General features: G+C 38.3%; 15 protein-coding genes. 5 read left to right on the forward strand and 10 right to left on the reverse strand.

Translation table 11 applies throughout. The annotated features are described in order from the left end of the window. Positions 1 to 4: 4 nt before the first annotated feature. Positions 5 to 1,561 (reverse strand): circularly permuted type 2 ATP-grasp protein, encoded by a 1,557-nt coding sequence (locus B9T25_RS07870; protein WP_086187892.1) that lies wholly within the window; start codon positions 1,559 to 1,561, stop codon positions 5 to 7. A 239-nt stretch (positions 1,562 to 1,800) separates the two neighbouring features. Between B9T25_RS07870 and B9T25_RS07875 the strand changes: the two genes are divergently transcribed. Continuing rightward, positions 1,801 to 2,799, forward strand: coding sequence for a helix-turn-helix transcriptional regulator (locus B9T25_RS07875; RefSeq protein ID WP_086187893.1), 999 nt, complete (start codon positions 1,801 to 1,803; stop codon positions 2,797 to 2,799). Positions 2,800 to 3,373: 574 nt separating this feature from the next. Then, positions 3,374 to 5,044 carry an FMN-binding glutamate synthase family protein gene (locus tag B9T25_RS07880; RefSeq protein WP_086187894.1) on the forward strand — a complete coding sequence of 557 codons (1,671 nt, stop codon included), beginning with the start codon at positions 3,374 to 3,376 and terminating at the stop codon, positions 5,042 to 5,044. Between the two features lie 122 nt (positions 5,045 to 5,166). On the opposite strand, the gene B9T25_RS07885 is transcribed toward B9T25_RS07880, so the two are convergent. From B9T25_RS07885 to B9T25_RS07900, 4 genes are read right to left on the reverse strand one after another with little or no spacing between them, the layout of a single operon-like run. Next, positions 5,167 to 6,210, reverse strand: coding sequence for an alpha/beta hydrolase (locus tag B9T25_RS07885; protein WP_086187895.1), 1,044 nt, complete (start codon positions 6,208 to 6,210; stop codon positions 5,167 to 5,169). After that, the gene (locus tag B9T25_RS07890; RefSeq protein ID WP_086187896.1) at positions 6,211 to 7,365 is read right to left on the reverse strand and encodes a YdcF family protein; all 1,155 of its coding nucleotides are present in this window, start codon (positions 7,363 to 7,365) and stop codon (positions 6,211 to 6,213) included. Between the two features lie 6 nt (positions 7,366 to 7,371). Further along, entirely contained in the window at positions 7,372 to 8,406 is a 1,035-nt protein-coding gene (murB, locus tag B9T25_RS07895; RefSeq protein ID WP_265733491.1) for a UDP-N-acetylmuramate dehydrogenase, read from the reverse strand. 13 nt (positions 8,407 to 8,419) lie between these two features. Beyond that, complete coding sequence (locus B9T25_RS07900) at positions 8,420 to 8,932, reverse strand: low molecular weight protein-tyrosine-phosphatase (RefSeq protein WP_086187898.1); 513 nt, start codon at positions 8,930 to 8,932, stop codon at positions 8,420 to 8,422. 180 nt (positions 8,933 to 9,112) lie between these two features. On the opposite strand from B9T25_RS07900, the gene B9T25_RS07905 reads away from it, so the two are divergent. Then, entirely contained in the window at positions 9,113 to 10,273 is a 1,161-nt protein-coding gene (locus B9T25_RS07905; RefSeq protein ID WP_086187899.1) for an iron-containing alcohol dehydrogenase, read from the forward strand. Between the two features lie 122 nt (positions 10,274 to 10,395). Next, positions 10,396 to 10,833 carry an acyl-CoA thioesterase gene (locus tag B9T25_RS07910; RefSeq protein ID WP_086187900.1) on the forward strand — a complete coding sequence of 146 codons (438 nt, stop codon included), beginning with the start codon at positions 10,396 to 10,398 and terminating at the stop codon, positions 10,831 to 10,833. A 2-nt stretch (positions 10,834 to 10,835) separates the two neighbouring features. Here the strand turns inward: B9T25_RS07910 and dnaX are convergent, their stop codons facing one another. The 5 genes from dnaX to B9T25_RS07935 all read right to left on the reverse strand — a co-directional run bounded on the left by dnaX (position 10,836) and on the right by B9T25_RS07935 (position 17,394). Then, a complete protein-coding gene (gene dnaX / locus B9T25_RS07915) occupies positions 10,836 to 12,947 on the reverse strand; it encodes a DNA polymerase III subunit gamma/tau (protein ID WP_086187901.1) in 2,112 nt (703 codons plus the stop codon). Between the two features lie 134 nt (positions 12,948 to 13,081). Continuing rightward, a complete protein-coding gene (locus tag B9T25_RS07920) occupies positions 13,082 to 13,543 on the reverse strand; it encodes a copper resistance protein NlpE N-terminal domain-containing protein (protein WP_086187902.1) in 462 nt (153 codons plus the stop codon). 105 nt (positions 13,544 to 13,648) lie between these two features. Then, positions 13,649 to 14,899: a serine hydrolase domain-containing protein gene (locus B9T25_RS07925; RefSeq protein WP_086187903.1), complete on the reverse strand. Its 1,251-nt coding sequence runs from the start codon at positions 14,897 to 14,899 to the stop codon at positions 13,649 to 13,651. 84 nt (positions 14,900 to 14,983) lie between these two features. Beyond that, on the reverse strand, positions 14,984 to 15,838 hold the full coding sequence (locus B9T25_RS07930; protein WP_086187904.1) for a MaoC family dehydratase: 855 nt from the start codon (positions 15,836 to 15,838) through the stop codon (positions 14,984 to 14,986). Positions 15,839 to 16,002: 164 nt separating this feature from the next. Next, positions 16,003 to 17,394 carry a 3-oxoacyl-ACP reductase gene (locus tag B9T25_RS07935; protein WP_086187905.1) on the reverse strand — a complete coding sequence of 464 codons (1,392 nt, stop codon included), beginning with the start codon at positions 17,392 to 17,394 and terminating at the stop codon, positions 16,003 to 16,005. Positions 17,395 to 17,635: 241 nt separating this feature from the next. Between B9T25_RS07935 and B9T25_RS07940 the strand changes: the two genes are divergently transcribed. Then, entirely contained in the window at positions 17,636 to 19,153 is a 1,518-nt protein-coding gene (locus tag B9T25_RS07940; protein ID WP_086187906.1) for an acetyl-CoA C-acetyltransferase, read from the forward strand. Positions 19,154 to 19,178 lie beyond the last annotated feature (25 nt).

The raw sequence follows: 19,178 nt of genomic DNA on the forward strand, positions 1-19,178 counted from the left end.
AAATTTATGAATGAAGATTATCAACCACCCATGTGTCTTTAACGCCACCACCCTGTGAAGAGTTCACGACTAAAGAACCCGCTTGCATTGCCACACGTGTTAAGCCCCCCGGAACGATTTCAGTACGATAGGGTGAACTTAAAACGAATGGACGTAAATCAATATGACGCTCTGCCACACCATAATCTGTCAGCGTTGGACAAACCGATAACTCCAAAGTCGGCTGCGCAATATACAAATGCGGTGCAGCAATAATTTTGTCTCGAAATAGTTCAATTTGATTTTTCGAGGATTGTGGGCCAATCAACATGCCATATCCGCCCGAACCTTGAGCTTCCTTCACCACCAACTCAGCTAAGTTAGATAAGACATAATCTAAATCTTGAGCTTCACGGCATTGATAGGTTGGTACATTCTTTAAAATTGCGTCCTCGCCCAAATAGAAATGAATCATTTTATCCACATAAGGATAGATTGATTTATCATCAGCCACGCCAGTACCAGGTGCATTTGCAATCACGACATTGTGATTTAAATAGGCTGACATTAAGCCAGCGACACCTAAAGAGCTATCGGGCTGAAAGCATAAAGGGTCTAAATATGCGTCATCCACTCGACGATAAATTACATCAACCTGCTGTCTTCCACGAATGGTTTTGACATAAACCTTATCGTTCTCTACAAAAAGATCACGTGATGTCACTAAAGGCACATCCATTTCTCTTGCCAAAAAGGAATGTTCATAATATGCACTGTTATAACGTCCGGGCGTAAGGACAACCATAAAAGGTTGATCTCTATACGCATTTTCAGCTAAAATTTCTTTGAGTAATTGCGGATATTGCTCAATGCCTAAAATATTATTTTGCTGACATAATTCAGGCATGAGTTTTTGACTTATTTTGCGACTTTCCAGCATATAAGATACGCCTGATGGCGTTCTTAAATTATCTTCTAAAACATAGAACTCACCATGTCGGTCACGAATAATATCAATGCCGCTAATTTGACTATAAATTTTACCTTTCAAGTCGTGTGCATACATATGTGGTTGATAGGCTTCATGCGTCAATACTTGTAATTCAGGTACAATATTGGCTTTTAAAATATCTTGTTGATGGTAAATATCGTGTAAAAATAAATTGAGCGCGCGAACCCGTTGCGCACAGCCAAGTGCAACTTTATTCCACTGCTTTTTCTCAATCACGCGTGGGATTAAATCATACGGAATGGTTCGCTCAATCCCTTCAGACTCACCATATACGGTAAAAGTAATACCCTCATATAAAAAGTGATCTTTAGCGGTTTGATTTAATAATTTTAATTCTTCAATACTATGTTGTGATAACCACTGCTCTATTTTGTTACAGGTTTCACCTGACATGCTGTGATCATCAAGCAATTCATTGAAAAAATGCGATTTAAATTTCTGAAATATGCCATTGTCTTTTGATGATGTTGTAAATTGAGTTACTTCCGACGTATTCACATTTAACCCAGCATCACTAGGAAACTGTTCTAGCGTCGAAATCGAATTTGTATATTGATTTTCTTTAAGCATACAAACCTCATCATTATTATCTATTGTTAGTAAAATGAAGCAATAAGCATGCCGTCATCCACAAATAATTTTGTTTATTTATTCATCAAAAGCATATAGATTCAAGGATAATTTTGAATGTACATGTATCAAAATGTAGATAGCCCCATTGGGAAAAGCTTGAAAAAATATTCAGTTTTTTTATTGTGTTCAGCACTCAATGGATATATAAACAAGCTACTCGATTTTTAATTTTAGTTATGTCTTCACAAGAAAAAGAAACCTCCAACAGCCTGTACCGACAATGGCAAATTTTATCTCGTCTTTCTACTGGAAAGTGGATGGGTACCCGAGAATTACAAGAAATTTTGCAACGTGAAGGTATTGATATCAGCTTGCGTACCATTCAGCGCGATTTAAATCAAATCTCGCTCCGCTTCCCTATTGAAAGTAATAAAACTGTTCCTCAAGGTTGGCGTTGGCGTTCAGATGCACCGATTCAAAGTTTACCGCATATGACCAGCTCTCAAGCGGTAACGTTCATGATGGTCGAAGACCATTTAAAACACTTACTGCCACCAAGTCTAATTGAAGAGATGAATCCATGGTTTGATTTGGCACGTCGCAGCTTATCTACCCAAAACAATGTACGACAATGGATTAATCGCGTTCGCATTGTTCCAGCAAATCAACCTCTTATTCCGCCTTTGGTCGACAAATTAGCCCAACAAGCCATCTATGAAGGCTTACTACAAGACAAACAATTAGAATGTGTTTATCAAGGACGTAGTCATTTAGGCGAAGAAAAAATCTATACTTTAAATCCTTTAGCACTGGTACAAAAAGGTGCGATTATTTATTTAATTTGTACCCGACATGATAAAACCGATATTCAGACCTTTGCCTTGCACCGTTTTAAATCAGCGATTGTTTTGAACTCACGCGCAATGCATCCGATTCACTTTGATATTGATGCTTATATTGACTCTGGTGCATTAGGTTTTAGAGTAGATTATAACAAGACAACCGAAAATATTGCTTTAAAATTAACCATGTCTGAAGAAGATGCACATTATTTTGATGAAAGCCAACTGAGCAAAGACCAAACCATACAAAAATTGGAAAATGGTTTAGCGCAAGTTACGGCTACAGTGCCCTTCACTTCACAACTAGTTTGGTGGTTAAGAAGTTTTGGCAATAAAATTCAACATATTGAGCCAATTGACCTTTCTAATGCAGTACGTCAAATTACAGATTAACCAAGTTATTGAAATAAAAAAAGTCCCAATTGTTGGGACTCTAGAAGCATTATGGTTGTATGTTTAATTTATTATCGTTGCGTTGTGCTAAGGAAACAGCAAACTTTATTTTTTCACCCCGATATAAAGCTTGATGATTGCTGATTTTATTGGTGCAGTAGAATATGTTGAGCTTTAGCAAGCTAAGTCTCCACTGTTATACCGAATTGATTTCATTGTCATATTAACGACCTCTTGTGACTAAAGTAAAACCAATGTAATGCATCATGGAAATTTTGAGAAATCATAAGATCTGCAACTTAAAGCTGAATTTTTATTAAGCATTTATTGTGAATTTCTATTACGTTCTATTGATATTTAAAATCCGATAAGGGATATCCTATTTAAATTTCACCCCAAATTAATGCTTTAAATTTATTTAAATGCCCTTTTTCCATCCATAAACATAAATCAGTATTGTCATTCAGTTTTCTAGCTATTCAGCATGTGGTGGTTGGCTTTACAAATCAAAACTTGTACATCATTTATAAACTAGGCACATTTAACTTATTCATAATTCTATGGAAAAAAATTAATGCCCGGCCCAGTTCAATCTGTCAGACATAAACTTTTAAATACTTTTTTCTCTCGTAATTCAGTTTGGTTTACTTTCATTTTTATTACGTTAACTATTACTTGGTTTCGCTTCAATTATGCTCCGCAGTACATTTATTATTTTATTTCAGATACGCTACTTAATTCTTTATGGCTGATTTCAGGCGTACTGAGTTTAGTCGGCTTATATGATGTCTTACAAAATAAGCATTCTATTTTAAAAAATTATCCAATTATGGGGCATTTTCGTTTTATTTTTGAATATTTTCGTCCAGAAATTCGTCAATACTTTATTGAAGCAGATCAAGATGCTCTGCCATTTTCACGTATGCAACGTAGCTTAGTCTATCAACGTGCAAAAAATGAAAATGCAGATAAACCCTTTGGTTCAATTATTGATGTTTATCAACAAGACTATCGCTTTATTACCCATTCAATTACACCCTGCAAACCTGCGAATCCTGAAAGTTTCCGTATTCAAATTGGGAATCATCAATGTAAGCAACCTTATAGTGCTTCTATTATGAATATTTCTGCCATGAGTTTTGGTAGTTTAAGTGCCAATGCGATTCGTGCATTAAATTTAGGTGCGTATATGGGAGGGTTCTACCATGACACAGGTGAAGGCAGTATCAGTCCATATCACCTAGAAGATGGTGGTGATATTGTTTGGGAGCTTGGAAGTGGTTATTTCGGTTGTCGCACGCTGGATGGGCACTTCGATCCAGAAAAATTTACCCAACAAGCACTACTACCACAAATCAAAATGATTGAGATTAAATTATCACAAGGTGCAAAACCTGGACATGGCGGTATCTTACCTAAAGATAAAATCTCAGAAGAAATTTCTCAAATTCGGGGCGTTAGCCGTGAGCATGATTGTGTCTCTCCTTCACAACACTCAGCATTTAGCACACCAATTGAAATGATGCATTTCATTCAGCAGCTACGTGAATTATCGGGTGGAAAACCGGTTGGTTTTAAACTGTGTATTGGTCAACCTTGGCAATTTATGAGCATTGTTAAAGCGATACTCAAAACCCAAATTGTCCCTGATTTTATAGTGGTGGATGGCTCTGAAGGTGGAACAGGTGCGGCTCCTATTGAATTGATTGATCACATGGGTACACCTTTACGCGAAGGTTTACTCTTTGTGCACAATACTTTAGTCGGTGCAGGTTTACGCAACCAAATTAAAGTCGGTGCAAGTGGTAAAATTATTAGTGCTTTTGATATTGCAAGTACTATGGCAATAGGCGCAGATTGGATTAATTCCGCACGTGGCTTTATGTTTGCAGTAGGCTGTATACAAGCTCAAAGTTGCCACACCAACCAATGCCCTGTGGGTATTGCCACTCAAGATAAAGACCGTCAAAAAGCCCTACATGTGCCAACCAAAGCAGAACGGGTTTTAAATTTTCATAAAAACACCATGCATGCATTATCTGAAATGATTGCCTCAGCAGGTTTAAAGCATCCCTCAAATATTAAGGCGCATCATTTGGCACAACGCATTAATGACCGTGAAATTAAAAACTATGCACAATTACACTTCTGGTTAAAAGAAGGTGAATTACTCAGTTGTGAAAACAAAGATGAGGAAAACTTTTATTTTCGGATGTGGAATTTAGCACATGCAGAACAGTTTTAAATTAAAAGAACTGCCTTCTGCTAAGTACAGAAATCAGTCCTTAAAAGTTATTTAAACAACCGTCCAATTTTCGGAGGTCAGATCAATCTGACCTTTTTTATATAAAGACTACAATAAAAATTTTAATAATAACCATCTGAACTTTGTGCATGTAAAAAAGCAGGAATTAAGCCAGTCAATGCTGCACGAATATCGGCACGTTCATTAATCAATTGATGAGAGCCTTCTTCCAACATTAATAAAGTTTGAAGTCGAAACTTACGACGAATAAATTCGATATTGTAGCGCCAGTCTACTGTTTCATCTAACGCACCTTGAGCCAGCCACACAGGAATACGGCACGCTGGACGCTCTTCCATCTCTTGCATCCATTTAGACATCGCTAAAATCCAATCCATACCCATCATACGCGGCTGTAAAGGATCTTTTAAACGTACAAAGCGTAGAAACTCAGGATTATGGTTATTACGTCTAAAATGACGTGGTACTTGACGTTTAATGCGTCGAATTATGCCTAAGCCAACCGAATTATGCCACCAAGCAGATTTCGCAGGTCGAATCAGCGGAGAAAGTAATAAAACACGTTCTACATAGGGGTTTTCACGGCGCTGTGCAAAATCTAATAAATGATGCAGCCAAATTGCCCCACCTGTGCTTTGTCCAATACCTAACCACGGTTTGGGTAATTGACTGGCATTTTTCACATATTGGTAGACTGCATGTAAAACATGTTGGTAATGATCAAAGTTTTTAATATTTGCAGGTGAACCATCACTCAAGCCATGACCGGGTAAATCATAAGTGATCACACTAAAACCCTGTTCAAGCAATTCACGAATAATTGGCTGATAAATACCACTATGTTCTAAATAGCCATGCAGTAAGAATACCGTTCCACGTATTTGATCAAAAGGCAGGTTTTCTAAATTCGGTTGAAACACTTGTACATGCAATTTAAATAACGGCATTTGCACATAGCCTTGCCACTGCTCACACTTTAATAAATTTAAACCATACAACTTACGATAAGCTTGAATTTCAACCGAAGGTTGATAAGGTCTATTTAGATTTAATGCTTCAAGTAAGTGTGGTGTAGTTTCTCGACTCGGAACAGGTAAATCTAACTGTTTTAAAATCGTTGGATTTAAAAATGGGATATCCGACATTTAAGGCACCTCCCGACAGTCACTTGAACCAAACCAAACATCACGAATCGTGGCTAACATTTCATAATTCGCACGACGACTATGATCATAATTTTGTTTACTTGGACGCCATCTGGTCAGATGTGTTGGCATCGGTGCTTCAACAGGCACTGTCTCAATACCATTTAATGCAAATAAACGGCGTGTACGCGGCATATGATAACGATCTGTGATTAAGATCACTCTCGGTGCTCCACCCTTTTTTTGTAATAATAACGAGCTAAAACGCGAGTTTTCACAAGTATTCATGCTTCGATCTTCCAATAATTTTGCATCCACATCATATTTTTTTAACCATCGCTGCATATAAGGTGCTTCTACACCACTTAAAACAATCGGTAATTGATATTCTTTTTCTATCGCCAAAGTCTTTTCTAAGCGTAACCGTGTGTAATCATTAACGATAATATCTTTACCATTTTTATCTAAAGTGAGTCCACCACCTAACACCACAATGGCATACGGTTTAGAACTTTGTGGTTGAGGTTGTTCATTTTGTTCGTGAATCAATGCAATATCTTGATTGATGATTTCATCTACAGGTTCTTGAGAGACATCTTCCTGTTCAATTTTATGCGTACGAAGAAATTCTACATATTTCTCCATCAAAGCTTTATTTTCAGTACTGTTTAAATTCAATAAATCTTTAACGGCTTGCGCTGGATCTTCCTGTGCTACTGACGCCTCATCTTCCTGCTCTGCTGAATTTTGATCTTCTTCTTTTACCAATAACGGAATACGTGGCTTTTCCTCTTGCTCATTTTCCTGTTGTTGTGCTTCCTCAATCATCTGTTGCAAGGCTTTATAACGCGCTTGAATTACCGTCAAATTTTGAGAATTATGGCTTTGTATTGCTTCTTCCATCAACTTTAAATACGCTTGGCGTGCAATCCATAGTTTAGAACCTGGCTCTAAACTTTCATGTTCACTCAAAGCCGCCTTTTGCTGACTTTTTGCAGCCACTTCATTGACTTCAACAGGAACAAAACTATTCAGGGCTTTCACCACCCACCCTGAATAAAATGGCGAATAAATCAAAACCATAAAACAGCCGAACAGCACAAATAACACAGAAGCTATTTGTACTAGTCGAACCATCCAATGTGCTTTCGCCATAGTCTCTTATTCCAAATGTGAACGAATTAAACCTGATTCATCAAACAATACAGGCTCAGGCTCTAATAAAATGTTAAATTTTTGATAAACATCGTGTTGTACGGCATGATAAGTTGCTTGTACATCTGCCAATGTTGCCTTGTCATAATTGACCAAAACCAAGGCTTGTTTATGAAACATACCCACCATACCCAGCTGTTTACCTTTCCAACCAGACTGATCAATCAACCATCCTGCCGCTATTTTAACGCCACCTGCCGCTTGAGGATAATGGGGCAAATTTGAAAATGTTAGCGCTAAATGGTCATAAAGCTGTGCTGTAATAATCGGATTTTTAAAAAAACTTCCTACATTCGGATATTCTTTTGGATCGGGTAACTTGCTTTGACGGATTTCAATCACTTGTTTTTGCAGATTTTCAGCAGTTTGTTCATCACCCACCGCTTGCTTCAAATCACCATAATTCAACATTAAATGCGCATGTTTCAGCAATTTAAAAATCACATGCGTAATCACAAAACGATTTGGATCATCTTTGAAAATACTATGTCGATAGGAAAAATCACAATCTTTTGCAAAGATGGTGCTAAATTTTTCCAATTGGCGGTCGTAAACTTGAACGGATTCAATAAATTCACCGACTTCAACACCATAAGCACCAATATTTTGCACTGGAGATGCACCGACCAAACCGGGAATTAAAGCCAGATTTTGCAAACCACATAAATGTTGCGCAGTCGTCCACAATACAAAGTCATGCCATATTTGTCCTGCACCCACTCGAATGGTTTTACTGTGCTCATCTTCAGCAAGATATTCAATGCTTTGAATATCCATATGAATCACAAGTGCATGAATATGTTCAGGCAACAACATATTGCTACCGCCTGATAGAATTAAAACATTAAGTTTATGCTGTTTAGCGTAATTTAAGCCATCCACCAATTCTTGTGTAGATTGAACTTTAACGTAATGTGAAGTGGTCGCATTAAGACTTAAGGTATTAAAAGGCTTGAGCTGAATTTGGGTTTGAATATTCACTGTGCTTAAACCTTTATTTCGTATTGATTTCTTTTTTAAAAATAGTCACCCAAGCTAAACTGCTTGATTCACACTGATCTAATACACGTTCAAATCCATCTTCGCCACCATAATAGGGATCTGGCAAGGATTGTTTGAGATAAGTTTGATCATATTCGCTCATCAATGCAATTTTTGCCCGAATTTGACTGGCACTATATTCTGTCTGAACTTGCTTTAAAAGTGCTTGAATATTCAATAAATTTTCATGATCCATCGCTAAGATTAGATCAAAATCAATAAAATCTTGAGTCTTTAATTGGCGCGCACGTAATGCAGATAAGTCATAGCCACGTTTTAAAGCATGTTGTTGACTACGCCCATTGGGTGCTTTGTTTGGATGATAATTACTGGTTCCAGCAGAATCAATCACAATATTCAGTTGTTGTTTATCACAAAAATGTCTAAGCACAACTTCTGCCGTTGGAGAGCGGCAAATATTTCCTAAACATACACATAACACCTTATATGGCGTTTGGGATGACATAAACAACCTCGATAACAGCTTTATTTTCAGGTGTCTTATGTTAAGTTATTTACAGGATGAATCCTAGGGTCTGTTGACATTTCAAAGTGGTTGCGACAACGCGTTTTTTTGAAATATCAATAGACCCTATAGAACGCTAAAACAATAATCTTGAATTTGATATAAAAAAGGAAGCAATAGATGAGCCATTTTCAATTCCAGACAGTCTCGAATATTATTTCAGGGCTCGGCTCGATCTATGAACTCAAGCAATTGCTGCAACAGCAACCCTATAAAAAGCTGTTGTTAATCACTGATGCAGGAATGATTCAACAGCAATTACATTTACCCATTATTGAAATTCTAGAAAACATTCAGTTTGATTATGTGATTTATTCTAGCGTTCAGGCAGACCCACCCGAATATATAGTCTTAGATGCTGTTCAATTCGCAAAAAGTGAAAACGTAGATATTATCTTAGGTTTTGGCGGAGGAAGCTCGTTAGATGTAGCCAAAGTCATTGCCATACTTGCACACCCACAACAACAGCAAACTTTGTCAGACTTATATGGTGTCAATAATGCCAAACAACCTCGACTACCATTATTTTTAGTTCCCACTACAGCAGGTACAGGATCTGAAGTCACGCCCATTTCTATTGTAACCACGGGTGAAACCACTAAAACAGGAATTGTCTCTCCTGTTTTATTTGCTGATGTGGCAATCTTAGATGCCACATTTACTCAAAACTTGCCTGCTCATATTACCGCAGCAACAGGAATTGATGCGATGGTACATGCCATTGAAGCGTATACCTCTAAAATCAAAAAAAATCCTTATTCAGATATGTTAGCAAAACAAGCATTAAAGTTACTGAACAATAATTTAAGTCTAGTCTTGGCAGATGGTCAAAATTTAGCAGCACGTCAAAATATGTTGGTCGGTTCAATGCTTGCAGGTCAAGCCTTTGCTAATGCTCCAGTCGCTGCAGTGCATGCACTGGCATATCCATTAGGGGGACATTTCCATATTTCGCATGGTCATAGCAATGCTTTGGTCTTAGCTGAAGTTTTAAAGTTTAATGCACCGAATGCAAAACAATACTATGCTGAGCTGATGTGCTGGTTAGACCCGAAAAGTACCGGCTGTATTGATGGTTTATGTGACTTATTTATTGACCATATGCAAAATTACTTAAATAAAAGTGGTTTGATCTTAAAGTTAAAAGATTTGAATGTTGCTGAAAATATGCTTGAACAACTCGCCAGTGATGCCATGTTGCAAACTCGGCTTTTACAAAACAATCCACGAGAACTTACCCATCAAGATGCCTTACAGATTTATCAAGCAATTTACTCATAATCTATAACCTTCAGCTGAAGGTCATTTACCGAACGATAAATGACCTTGCTTTTTCGCCTCTTGCATTCCTTTATTTTTAACAGTACAACTGAATATCAACGGCCAGTTAAAATACAATTACAATGAAGCAAACACCCAAACAACGCGCTGATTTTTCATACTTTCTACCGATACAAACAAGGTGGTCAGATAATGATATCTACGGTCATGTCAACAATGTCACTTATTACAGTTACTTTGACACTGCCGCCAATGCTTTGCTGATTGAAAAGGCAAACTTTGATATTCGACATTCACCCATTATTGGATTGGTGGTGGATTCTGCTTGTAGCTTTTTTCAAGAGCTTTCTTATCCCGAAATTATTGAGGTCGGTGTGGTTATTTCCAGACTGGGGAATTCATCGGTACAATATGATTTAGCTATTTTTAAACAATTTCATGATGTTGCCTCTGCACAAGGTCATTTTATCCATGTATTTGTGGATCGACAAACACGAAAAAGCACCTCGATTCCAATTGAAATGCGAGATGCTTTATTTCAATATAGTCTAAACAAATGAACTTATTTCAGTTGAATATTCTGTAGTTCACCATCAAAGTTTTGCACAATATCCTTCACCGCAGATTCTGCATGCAGTAACTCTGAAGCCCGCGCATAAGCTTTTTCCTTACGCTCATTTTGCATACTATAGGGTGTTGTGGCTTCAACTTCTGCATATTTCACCTGAAAATGAGTATTGGGCCATTCATTTTTTAAGGCTTGCTCTAAAGTATGTTGTAACTGATTTAGCAACTGCTCATATTTTGGTGGAATCTGAAATAACGACTCACCATCAATTTGACCCGTCATCACACCTTGTTGTGCCAACTCCTGCACAGCAGGCGTTAATGCACTATTTCTAAACCAGTATTCCCACTTCTCTATCGTCCACTCACCTTCAAGCTGTTGCGGTGTGAGCCTTAAAATATCTTGTGGCATCAGGTTTGAATTTTGATTCGATACAACTTCAACGGCTGCCTTATGCTGTTGAATGTTTGATTGTTCTAATGCAGGAACAGGCTCATCAATCAGCTCAGCTTTAGAGTTTATACTGGGTTGTACAGATTCAATTGGCATCTGTTCTTGGCTAAGGAATAAATCATCTTCAACCACAGCAGAATCATTTTCTATAAGCTGTTCTGTGATTGTTGTTTCCACATCAAGATTTAAAGGGGCAATCTCATCAAACAGGAAATCATCACTATTCGGTTCATCATCCGCCACAATATTGACATCATCATTCGACTCATCTAAATCGAACAAAGCATCTTCAGAAGCTGGATCAAAGATAATCTGATCTGAATTTTCGGTTAAAGTTACATCTGTAACATTTGTTTCTATAACATCCAGTATAGGTTCATCCAAGAAATCATCTGAAGATGGCTCTATATTCTGCTGAGTCACTGCTACTGGAGTTTCTAAAAGACTTTCTTCTGCTGAATATTCATCAATAACGTGTTGTTGTACATTGTGTACAACTGCTTGAACATTAACCTGTGGGGCTTGTTGCTGAACCTGTTGTGTTGCAGAAACTAAAATTTCATTCGCTTGTAATGGACGGAACGCCAATAAGCGCAGCACACACATTTCAAAACCTTGTTCTTGTGTGACAGCCAATTGTAAATCTGCACGACCTTTACATGACACTTGATAATACAACTGTAAATCTTGTGCCGAAATCATCTGCGATAACTGCATGATTTTTTTATTAATTTCAGCACTATATTTTAAGCTTAAATCGGGTAAATATTGCAACAATGCCAACTCATGCAAGGTCGAAATCAACTGATCTAAAACCAGTGAAACATCTAAAGCCTGATGTCTAAATTGCATGAGCAATTCGCTGACACGCTGTTTTTGGTTTTGATGAATCGCTGCAATCAAATCATAAATAATCGTGTGGTCAATCAAACCCAACATGTCTTTGACATCTTGATGCTGAATTGCACCCTGACCATAAGCAATGGCTTGATCGGTTAAAGACAAGGCATCACGGAGTGATCCCTGTGCAGATTCAGCGATTTGCCAAATCGCATCTTGTTCGGCTTGAATCTGTTCTTTTTGTAGAACATCCGTTAAATGTACTGTAATTTCATCTACAGCCAGTGGGCGCAAAGTAAATTGTAGACAACGCGAAATCACCGTAATTGGGAGCTTTTGTGGATCGGTCGTTGCAAAAAGGAATTTAACGTGCTCTGGCGGCTCTTCCAATGTTTTCAATAACGCATTAAAAGAATGCGTCGAAAGCATATGCACTTCATCGATTAAGTAAACCTTAAAACGACCTTGCGTTGGCGCATAAGGAACGTTATCAAGCAGTTCACGAGTATCTTCAACTTTGGTTCGTGATGCAGCATCAATTTCAATTAAATCGATAAATCGACCTTCATTGACCGCTTTACAGGTTGGACATACTTCACATGGCGTTGATGTCACACCCGTTTCACAGTTCAAGCACTTCGCTAAAATACGTGCAATGGTGGTTTTACCTACCCCACGTGTGCCAGTAAATAAATACGCATGGTGTAAACGACCACGTTCTAAGGCACTGGTTAGTGCTCGTGACACATGGTTTTGCCCAACCAATTCATTAAAATTACGTGGACGATATTTACGCGCAAGTACCTGATACATGTATGCTCCTTTTTACAGGTCTAAGCATACTGTTTTTTTGCCTAAGAGTGAATGAACAATCTGCAAAAGCTTTGCATCAACCACAAGATAAGTGGATCTATTTTTTAGATTTTTACAATCACTTAAAAAATGAACTAAACTTTCTTTTCTAAAAGAAAATCATCTTCTGAATGATATATACGCCCCGTCTGATCTTCTAAAATTTCAAGTAGTTGCTGCTCTAAATCAACATAAATTAAATTTCGAGTCTTTACTTGTATTAATTCAAGTTTACTCTGATCGCTATTATTAAACCGAAACCGTCCTGTATAAATTTCTAGCTTGTCATTTCCACTTAAACTCTCACGTTTTAAAGTATAAGTTTGGTCTTGATTGAGCACTAAATCTACAGCCATACCAGAACACTCCTCACAACGCGAAATACAACTCATACACGGCGTGGTTCCATGATACTCACCAACCCACTTGGCAACCATGATTTTATGCTGCAAAACAGAATCAGTTTGGGTCTTATTTCCACGATCAGGTTGCTTAGAATCCTGACAACCCAATAAAACAGACGATGCAAGTAAGGGAATAAGAAGCGGATTTTTCATCAAAAAAACTTAAGCTAACAATTTTAATGCAAGGAAAATATCATACTTTTCACAAAATACATCACTGCAAAGTGTACCATCCCATTACACAGCAATCTTGAAAACCTAGAACCAGCCCTTTCGTCCTTTTAATATCGCATCTGCACAGCGTAACGTTTCTTGACTTAAAGCCCAAAGACGATAGTCACCCGCAATTGAAGTTGTTGGAAAATTATGCGTATAAGCAAAACTTAAATGTCGTTCAGCATCACACCAAGCAGCAGAACCATTAAAACCAATATGCCCAAAACCGTTTGATGGTTTACCCAACGTTAATACACGGTGATAACCCAAACGCCAATGCATTGCTAAAGGCATAATGCGGTCACGTTTTTTATATTGTATTGCACTTAGCGCTTTAAATATTTCAGGTCGAATCAACTGTTGATCCCCCACTTTTCCCTCATTAGCGAGCATGGCATAAATTTTAGCTAAACTATTAGCAGTAAAAACACCATTAGCAGCAGGGATGACCGCTTTTAAACCTTCATCACTCAAAAAACTAAAATTTTTCATGCCCTTTGGAATCATCGCATCTTGAAAGTCTTTTGGGTTTTGTCCTGACCATTCAATCAATTTATCTAAGGGCGAGGCTTTTTTGGGTTTCGGTTTTACTGGCGATGATTGATTTTGTGCTGTTTTTAATTTAGGTAAGGGTCGAGCAACACGCGCTAATTCAACGTCTGCAACCCCAAAGTATGCCCCATCTAATTGTAGAGGTTGCACAAGATACTGTTGCATCAAATCTGATAAAGATTTTCCAGTGGCTTTTTCAAGTACACCACCCACTTGCCAACCGAAAGTTAGTGGTTGATAGGCTGCATCTATAGCGGCCTCAAAGCGTGGTTTAGCTTGCGCTAATACACCAAGCATATGATTCCAGTCCGTCATTTCAGATGCATCAGCAATCAGATTACGAATATCATATAATCCACTTTGATGGCTAAGCATATGCCTTAACGTGATTTGCTCTTTACCATTCTGCGCAAACTCAGGCCAATATTGCGCAACAGGTGTATCGTAAGCTAAAAAACCTTCACTAACTAAAATATGCGCCAGCGTGGAAAGTACACCTTTCCCCGTGGAATAACACATAGATAAAGTATCGGACTGCCAGTTTTCAGTTGCAGATTTTTTCCCTGTGTAAATATCAACAACTTTTTTGCCTTGAAAATACACCACCAAAGCTGCCCCACCTTGTTCAGCTCGCGCATCCTGCATACGGCTAAATTGTTTGGCTAGGTCTATAAATCGCTCATCCACCTGACCTTGATAATGTTCTGTATTGGCAAAGAGATATTCTTTAATGTTATTCATTTTAAGTTCTTTCCTTAGCACTTATTTTTATTCAAATTTAGCGCATAAAAAAGCCTAAATCAAAAAGACTTAGGCTCCTTAGTTTTAAAGTGCTTTAACACTTCCTGCCACATGTGGCTTTTGATTTTTACTATTTCTAATTAAAAATTCTGTATTTTTACCTGCTTGAGCGGTTAAAAACTCAACTGTTGAAGGTAGATACATTGGCAACTTAAACCAAACATCGGCTTCATAGCGATCTGGCAAAGTTAAACTGGCCAATGCTTTGGCTTTACTCCACATCCCATGCGCAATCGCTTGTTTAAAACCAAAAGCTTTGGCTGTAATGGCATGAATGTGAATTAAATTAAAATCACCTGAGGTTAGTGCATAACGACGACCAATATTTTCAGACACATTCCATTCTGCATTTAACTCATAAGCAGGTGTTTTTGTTTCGACTGCTTTAGTTGCAACTGTCCCATCGGTTTTTTGACGCGCAAGATAAGTCGTTGTACCTTCCATTACCACTTCACCACCCACTTTAGCCGTGGTGATAAAGTCGAACTGCACACCTTTATCATGTGGCTGTAACGCACCAAACTGACAAGACAAACTCAGTTGCTCATTTACACCGACTTTACGTGTTTGCTTAATTTGATTCCGAATATGCACCAAACCTAAAATAGCAAAAGGAAATGCTTCAGTGGTCATCATGTGCATTTGCAAACTTTGTGATAACACCGCCAAATAAATCGCTGGAATATAACCATTATTTTTAAAGCCACATACTACGTTGTAGGCTTTTAAGTGTTTTTGATCGACCTTAAATGAATCCACCACATATTCAACTTGCGGCAGCACTTTTTCACCTTTCGGTTTTTTAAAAATTAAACCTTGAATCACTTTTGGATAAGCTAAATAAGGCTTTGGAAGTTGACTAAAATGGCGAGTATTCATACTGAACCTTTGAGAAGTTTTTATTTCAATATTTTTTGAAAGCACCTTCTCCCTCAGGGAGAAGGTTGGGATGAGGGGAAAATTCCATCCCATTTATATTACAAATAATTTTACCTCTCCCTAACCCTCTCCTTTAAGGAGAGGGAAAATTCAAGGATTTTAAATTAAGCACCCAACAAACTTTGACCGCATACGCGAACAACGTTACCGTTTAAGCCTGTAGAAGCAGAAGATGTAAATAGCGCAATAGTTTCAGCCACATCAACAGCTAAACCACCTTGACTCATCGAATTCATACGACGACCGGCTTCACGAATTGCGAAAGGAATAGCAGCTGTCATTTGCGTTTCAATAAAACCAGGAGCAACGGCGTTAATGGTTACACCATTTTTCAAAATTGGCGCTGTGAATTTAACCACACCAACAACACCTGCTTTTGATGCTGCATAATTGGTTTGACCTAAGTTACCCGCAATCCCTGAAATTGAAGATACACAAACAATGCGACCATTGCTATTTAGACCATCATTTTCGAGTAAATAATCATTTACACGTTCAATTGCAGACAAGTTAATGTTAATTACCAAGTCCCAAAGCTCAGGCTTCATATTTGCCAAAGTTTTGTCACGAGTAATCCCTGCATTATGCACGATGATATCTAAACCACCTTGTGCAGCCGCTGCAGCTTTAATTTTTTCGCCTGCATCCGCAGCAGTAATATCAATGGCTAAAGTTGAACCACCAATCTCGCTTGCTACACGGTCAAGATCTGCCTGTTGTTGTGGCACATCTAAACAGATCACATGCGCACCATCACGTGCCAAGACATGCGCAATTGCTTCACCAATACCACGGCTCGCACCTGTAACTACTGCTGTTTTACCTGCAAGCGGTTTAGCCCAATCTACATCAACAACATTCGCTTTAGACACACGAATCACTTGACCAGATACATAAGCTGAACGTGGTGACAAAGCAAAACGAATCGTAGATTCAAGATTTGCTTCTGCTCCTGCATCTACATAGATCAGGTTTGCAGCAATACCTTTTTTGAATTCTTTACCCACTGATTTTACAAAACCTTCAAGCGCACGTTGTGCAATGGCTTGTTTTACTGTTTTTGCAGTTTCAGGCGTAATACCCACCACAATCACACGGCCAGATGCTTGGATTTGACGCGCAATTGGATTGAAAAAATTATACAGCTCATTTAACTGTTCAGAATTTTGAATACCTGAAGCATCAAAAATGACTGCTTTAAACTTCGACTCTTTATCACCTGCATTAAATGCACTTAGGTTTAAACCTGTTTTAGCCGCTGTTTGTTGCAATTCAGCATTGTTACCTGCATAGCTATTGGCATGAATATTTGCCAAAACTTGTGCAATCGCACCAGCTAATGTACTTGCAGGTGCAGCACCCAATAAAACAGCCCCTTTTACCACAGGAGTAGCCGACTCAAAACGCTCTAAAAAAGTAGGTGCTGGTAAACCTAAATTTTTAATGACAAATTTACCAATAGGAGATTTTGCAAATGTTTGGTATTGGTCAGTCATGGTTATTATCTCTCATACGAATTAATTTTTGATGAATTTAAAGATATCCTTTTAACTTCAATATGATGTCAGATACTCTTATTTCAATAGATCCATCAGTTTCCATAGAATCATACTTGAGTTAAACCGTGGATGTCTTGACCTGAATGCTTTGTGCAATGTCATTTTAGTCAATTCAGGGTATTCTGTATTGTGTTAATGTAAGCGCCAAGAATACTGTAAGCATGCTTGGAAAAGCCTTATGAGCAAGACAACTCAAGAAAATCCAGCAGTCGAAAATTCTGCTGCGGAAATAGTGTCAAATACATCAAAAAGAACTTCACGCACAGCTAAAAGTTCAGACACTGCAACACCATCAGCAACGAATACGACCAAAACGTCTCGTACTCGTTCTGCATCACCTCGTAGTCAAAGTACCGCTTCAACTACAAAAAAATCTGAATCTACAACTCAAACGTCTGTTCAACAGGATAAAACCATGAGTCAAAACACAGTTCGCCGCGTTGCTATTATTGGTGGTAACCGTATCCCATTCGCTCGTTCAAACGGTGCTTATTTCACTGCATCAAACTCAGATATGTTTACAGCTGCGTTAAATGGTCTTGTTGAGCGTTTTAATCTACAAGATCAACGTTTAGGCGAAGTCGTTGCTGGTGCTGTATTAAAACACAGTCGTGACTTTAACATGACTCGCGAATGTGTGCTGAATACTAAATTGGCTCCAGAAACACCTGCTTACGATATTCAACAAGCCTGTGGTACTGGCTTACAAGCTGCATTCCTTGTGGCGAATAAAATTGCACTGGGTCAAATTGAAGTAGGTGTTGCTGGTGGTGTAGATACCACTTCTGATGCACCTATCGCTTTTGGTGATGGTTTACGTAAAGCTTTACTTGAATTGAACATCGCAAAAACAGCGAAAGACCGTTTAAAAGCATTAACTAAAATTAACCTGAAAGATTTAATGGATGCACCTAAAAACGGTGAGCCACGTACAGGTCTTTCTATGGGTGACCATCAAGCGATTACTGCACTTGAATGGGGTATTGCACGTGAAGCGCAAGATGAACTTGCGGCATCTTCACACCAGAAAATGGCAGCGGCGTATGAAGACGGTTTCTTCGATGACCTAATTACGCCATTCTTAGGTTTAGAACGTGACAATAACTTACGTGCAGATTCATCTGTAGAAAAGTTAGCGAAATTAAAGCCTGCTTTTGGTAAAGGCGATGCGCGTACCATGACTGCGGGTAACTCGACTCCATTAACTGACGGTGCATCTTGTGTACTTTTAGCTTCAGAAGAATGGGCTAAAGCCAATGGTCACGAAGTATTAGCTTACTTAACCTTTACTGAAACTGCTGCGGTAGATTTTGTCGGTAAAAAAGAAGGCTTATTGATGGCACCTGCTTATGCAGTTCCGCGTATGCTTGAACGTGCAGGTATTACCTTACAAGATTTCGACTATTACGAAATTCATGAAGCATTTGCATCTCAAGTGCTTTCTACTTTAAAAGCATGGGAAGATCCAACATTCTGTAAAGAGCGTTTAGGTTTAGATGCGCCACTCGGTTCAATCGACCGATCTAAACTCAATGTTAAAGGTTCATCACTTGCGGCAGGTCATCCATTTGCAGCAACTGGCGGACGTATTATTGCCACTGCGGCAAAACTGATTAACCAAAAAGGTTCAGGTCGCATCTTAGTGTCGATCTGTGCTGCTGGTGGTCAAGGTGTAACAGCAATTATTGAGAAATAAAGAGCTGCTTTTACTTTCTGAACAA

This window comes from Acinetobacter sp. ANC 4470 (genome assembly GCF_002135335.1).
Lineage (GTDB): Bacteria > Pseudomonadota > Gammaproteobacteria > Pseudomonadales > Moraxellaceae > Acinetobacter.

Excerpts from the sequence above, each read along its gene's own strand:
- B9T25_RS07870 (WP_086187892.1), bottom strand. The coding sequence starts at position 1,561 with ATGCTTAAAGAAAATCAATATACAAATTCGATTTCGACGCTAGAACAG.
- B9T25_RS07875 (WP_086187893.1), top strand. The coding sequence starts at position 1,801 with ATGTCTTCACAAGAAAAAGAAACCTCCAACAGCCTGTACCGACAATGG.
- B9T25_RS07880 (WP_086187894.1), top strand. The coding sequence starts at position 3,374 with ATGCCCGGCCCAGTTCAATCTGTCAGACATAAACTTTTAAATACTTTT.
- B9T25_RS07885 (WP_086187895.1), bottom strand. The coding sequence starts at position 6,210 with ATGTCGGATATCCCATTTTTAAATCCAACGATTTTAAAACAGTTAGAT.
- B9T25_RS07890 (WP_086187896.1), bottom strand. The coding sequence starts at position 7,365 with ATGGCGAAAGCACATTGGATGGTTCGACTAGTACAAATAGCTTCTGTG.
- B9T25_RS07900 (WP_086187898.1), bottom strand. The coding sequence starts at position 8,932 with ATGTCATCCCAAACGCCATATAAGGTGTTATGTGTATGTTTAGGAAAT.
- B9T25_RS07905 (WP_086187899.1), top strand. The coding sequence starts at position 9,113 with ATGAGCCATTTTCAATTCCAGACAGTCTCGAATATTATTTCAGGGCTC.
- B9T25_RS07910 (WP_086187900.1), top strand. The coding sequence starts at position 10,396 with ATGAAGCAAACACCCAAACAACGCGCTGATTTTTCATACTTTCTACCG.
- dnaX (WP_086187901.1), bottom strand. The coding sequence starts at position 12,947 with ATGTATCAGGTACTTGCGCGTAAATATCGTCCACGTAATTTTAATGAA.
- B9T25_RS07920 (WP_086187902.1), bottom strand. The coding sequence starts at position 13,543 with ATGAAAAATCCGCTTCTTATTCCCTTACTTGCATCGTCTGTTTTATTG.
- B9T25_RS07925 (WP_086187903.1), bottom strand. The coding sequence starts at position 14,899 with ATGAATAACATTAAAGAATATCTCTTTGCCAATACAGAACATTATCAA.
- B9T25_RS07930 (WP_086187904.1), bottom strand. The coding sequence starts at position 15,838 with ATGAATACTCGCCATTTTAGTCAACTTCCAAAGCCTTATTTAGCTTAT.
- B9T25_RS07935 (WP_086187905.1), bottom strand. The coding sequence starts at position 17,394 with ATGACTGACCAATACCAAACATTTGCAAAATCTCCTATTGGTAAATTT.
- B9T25_RS07940 (WP_086187906.1), top strand. The coding sequence starts at position 17,636 with ATGAGCAAGACAACTCAAGAAAATCCAGCAGTCGAAAATTCTGCTGCG.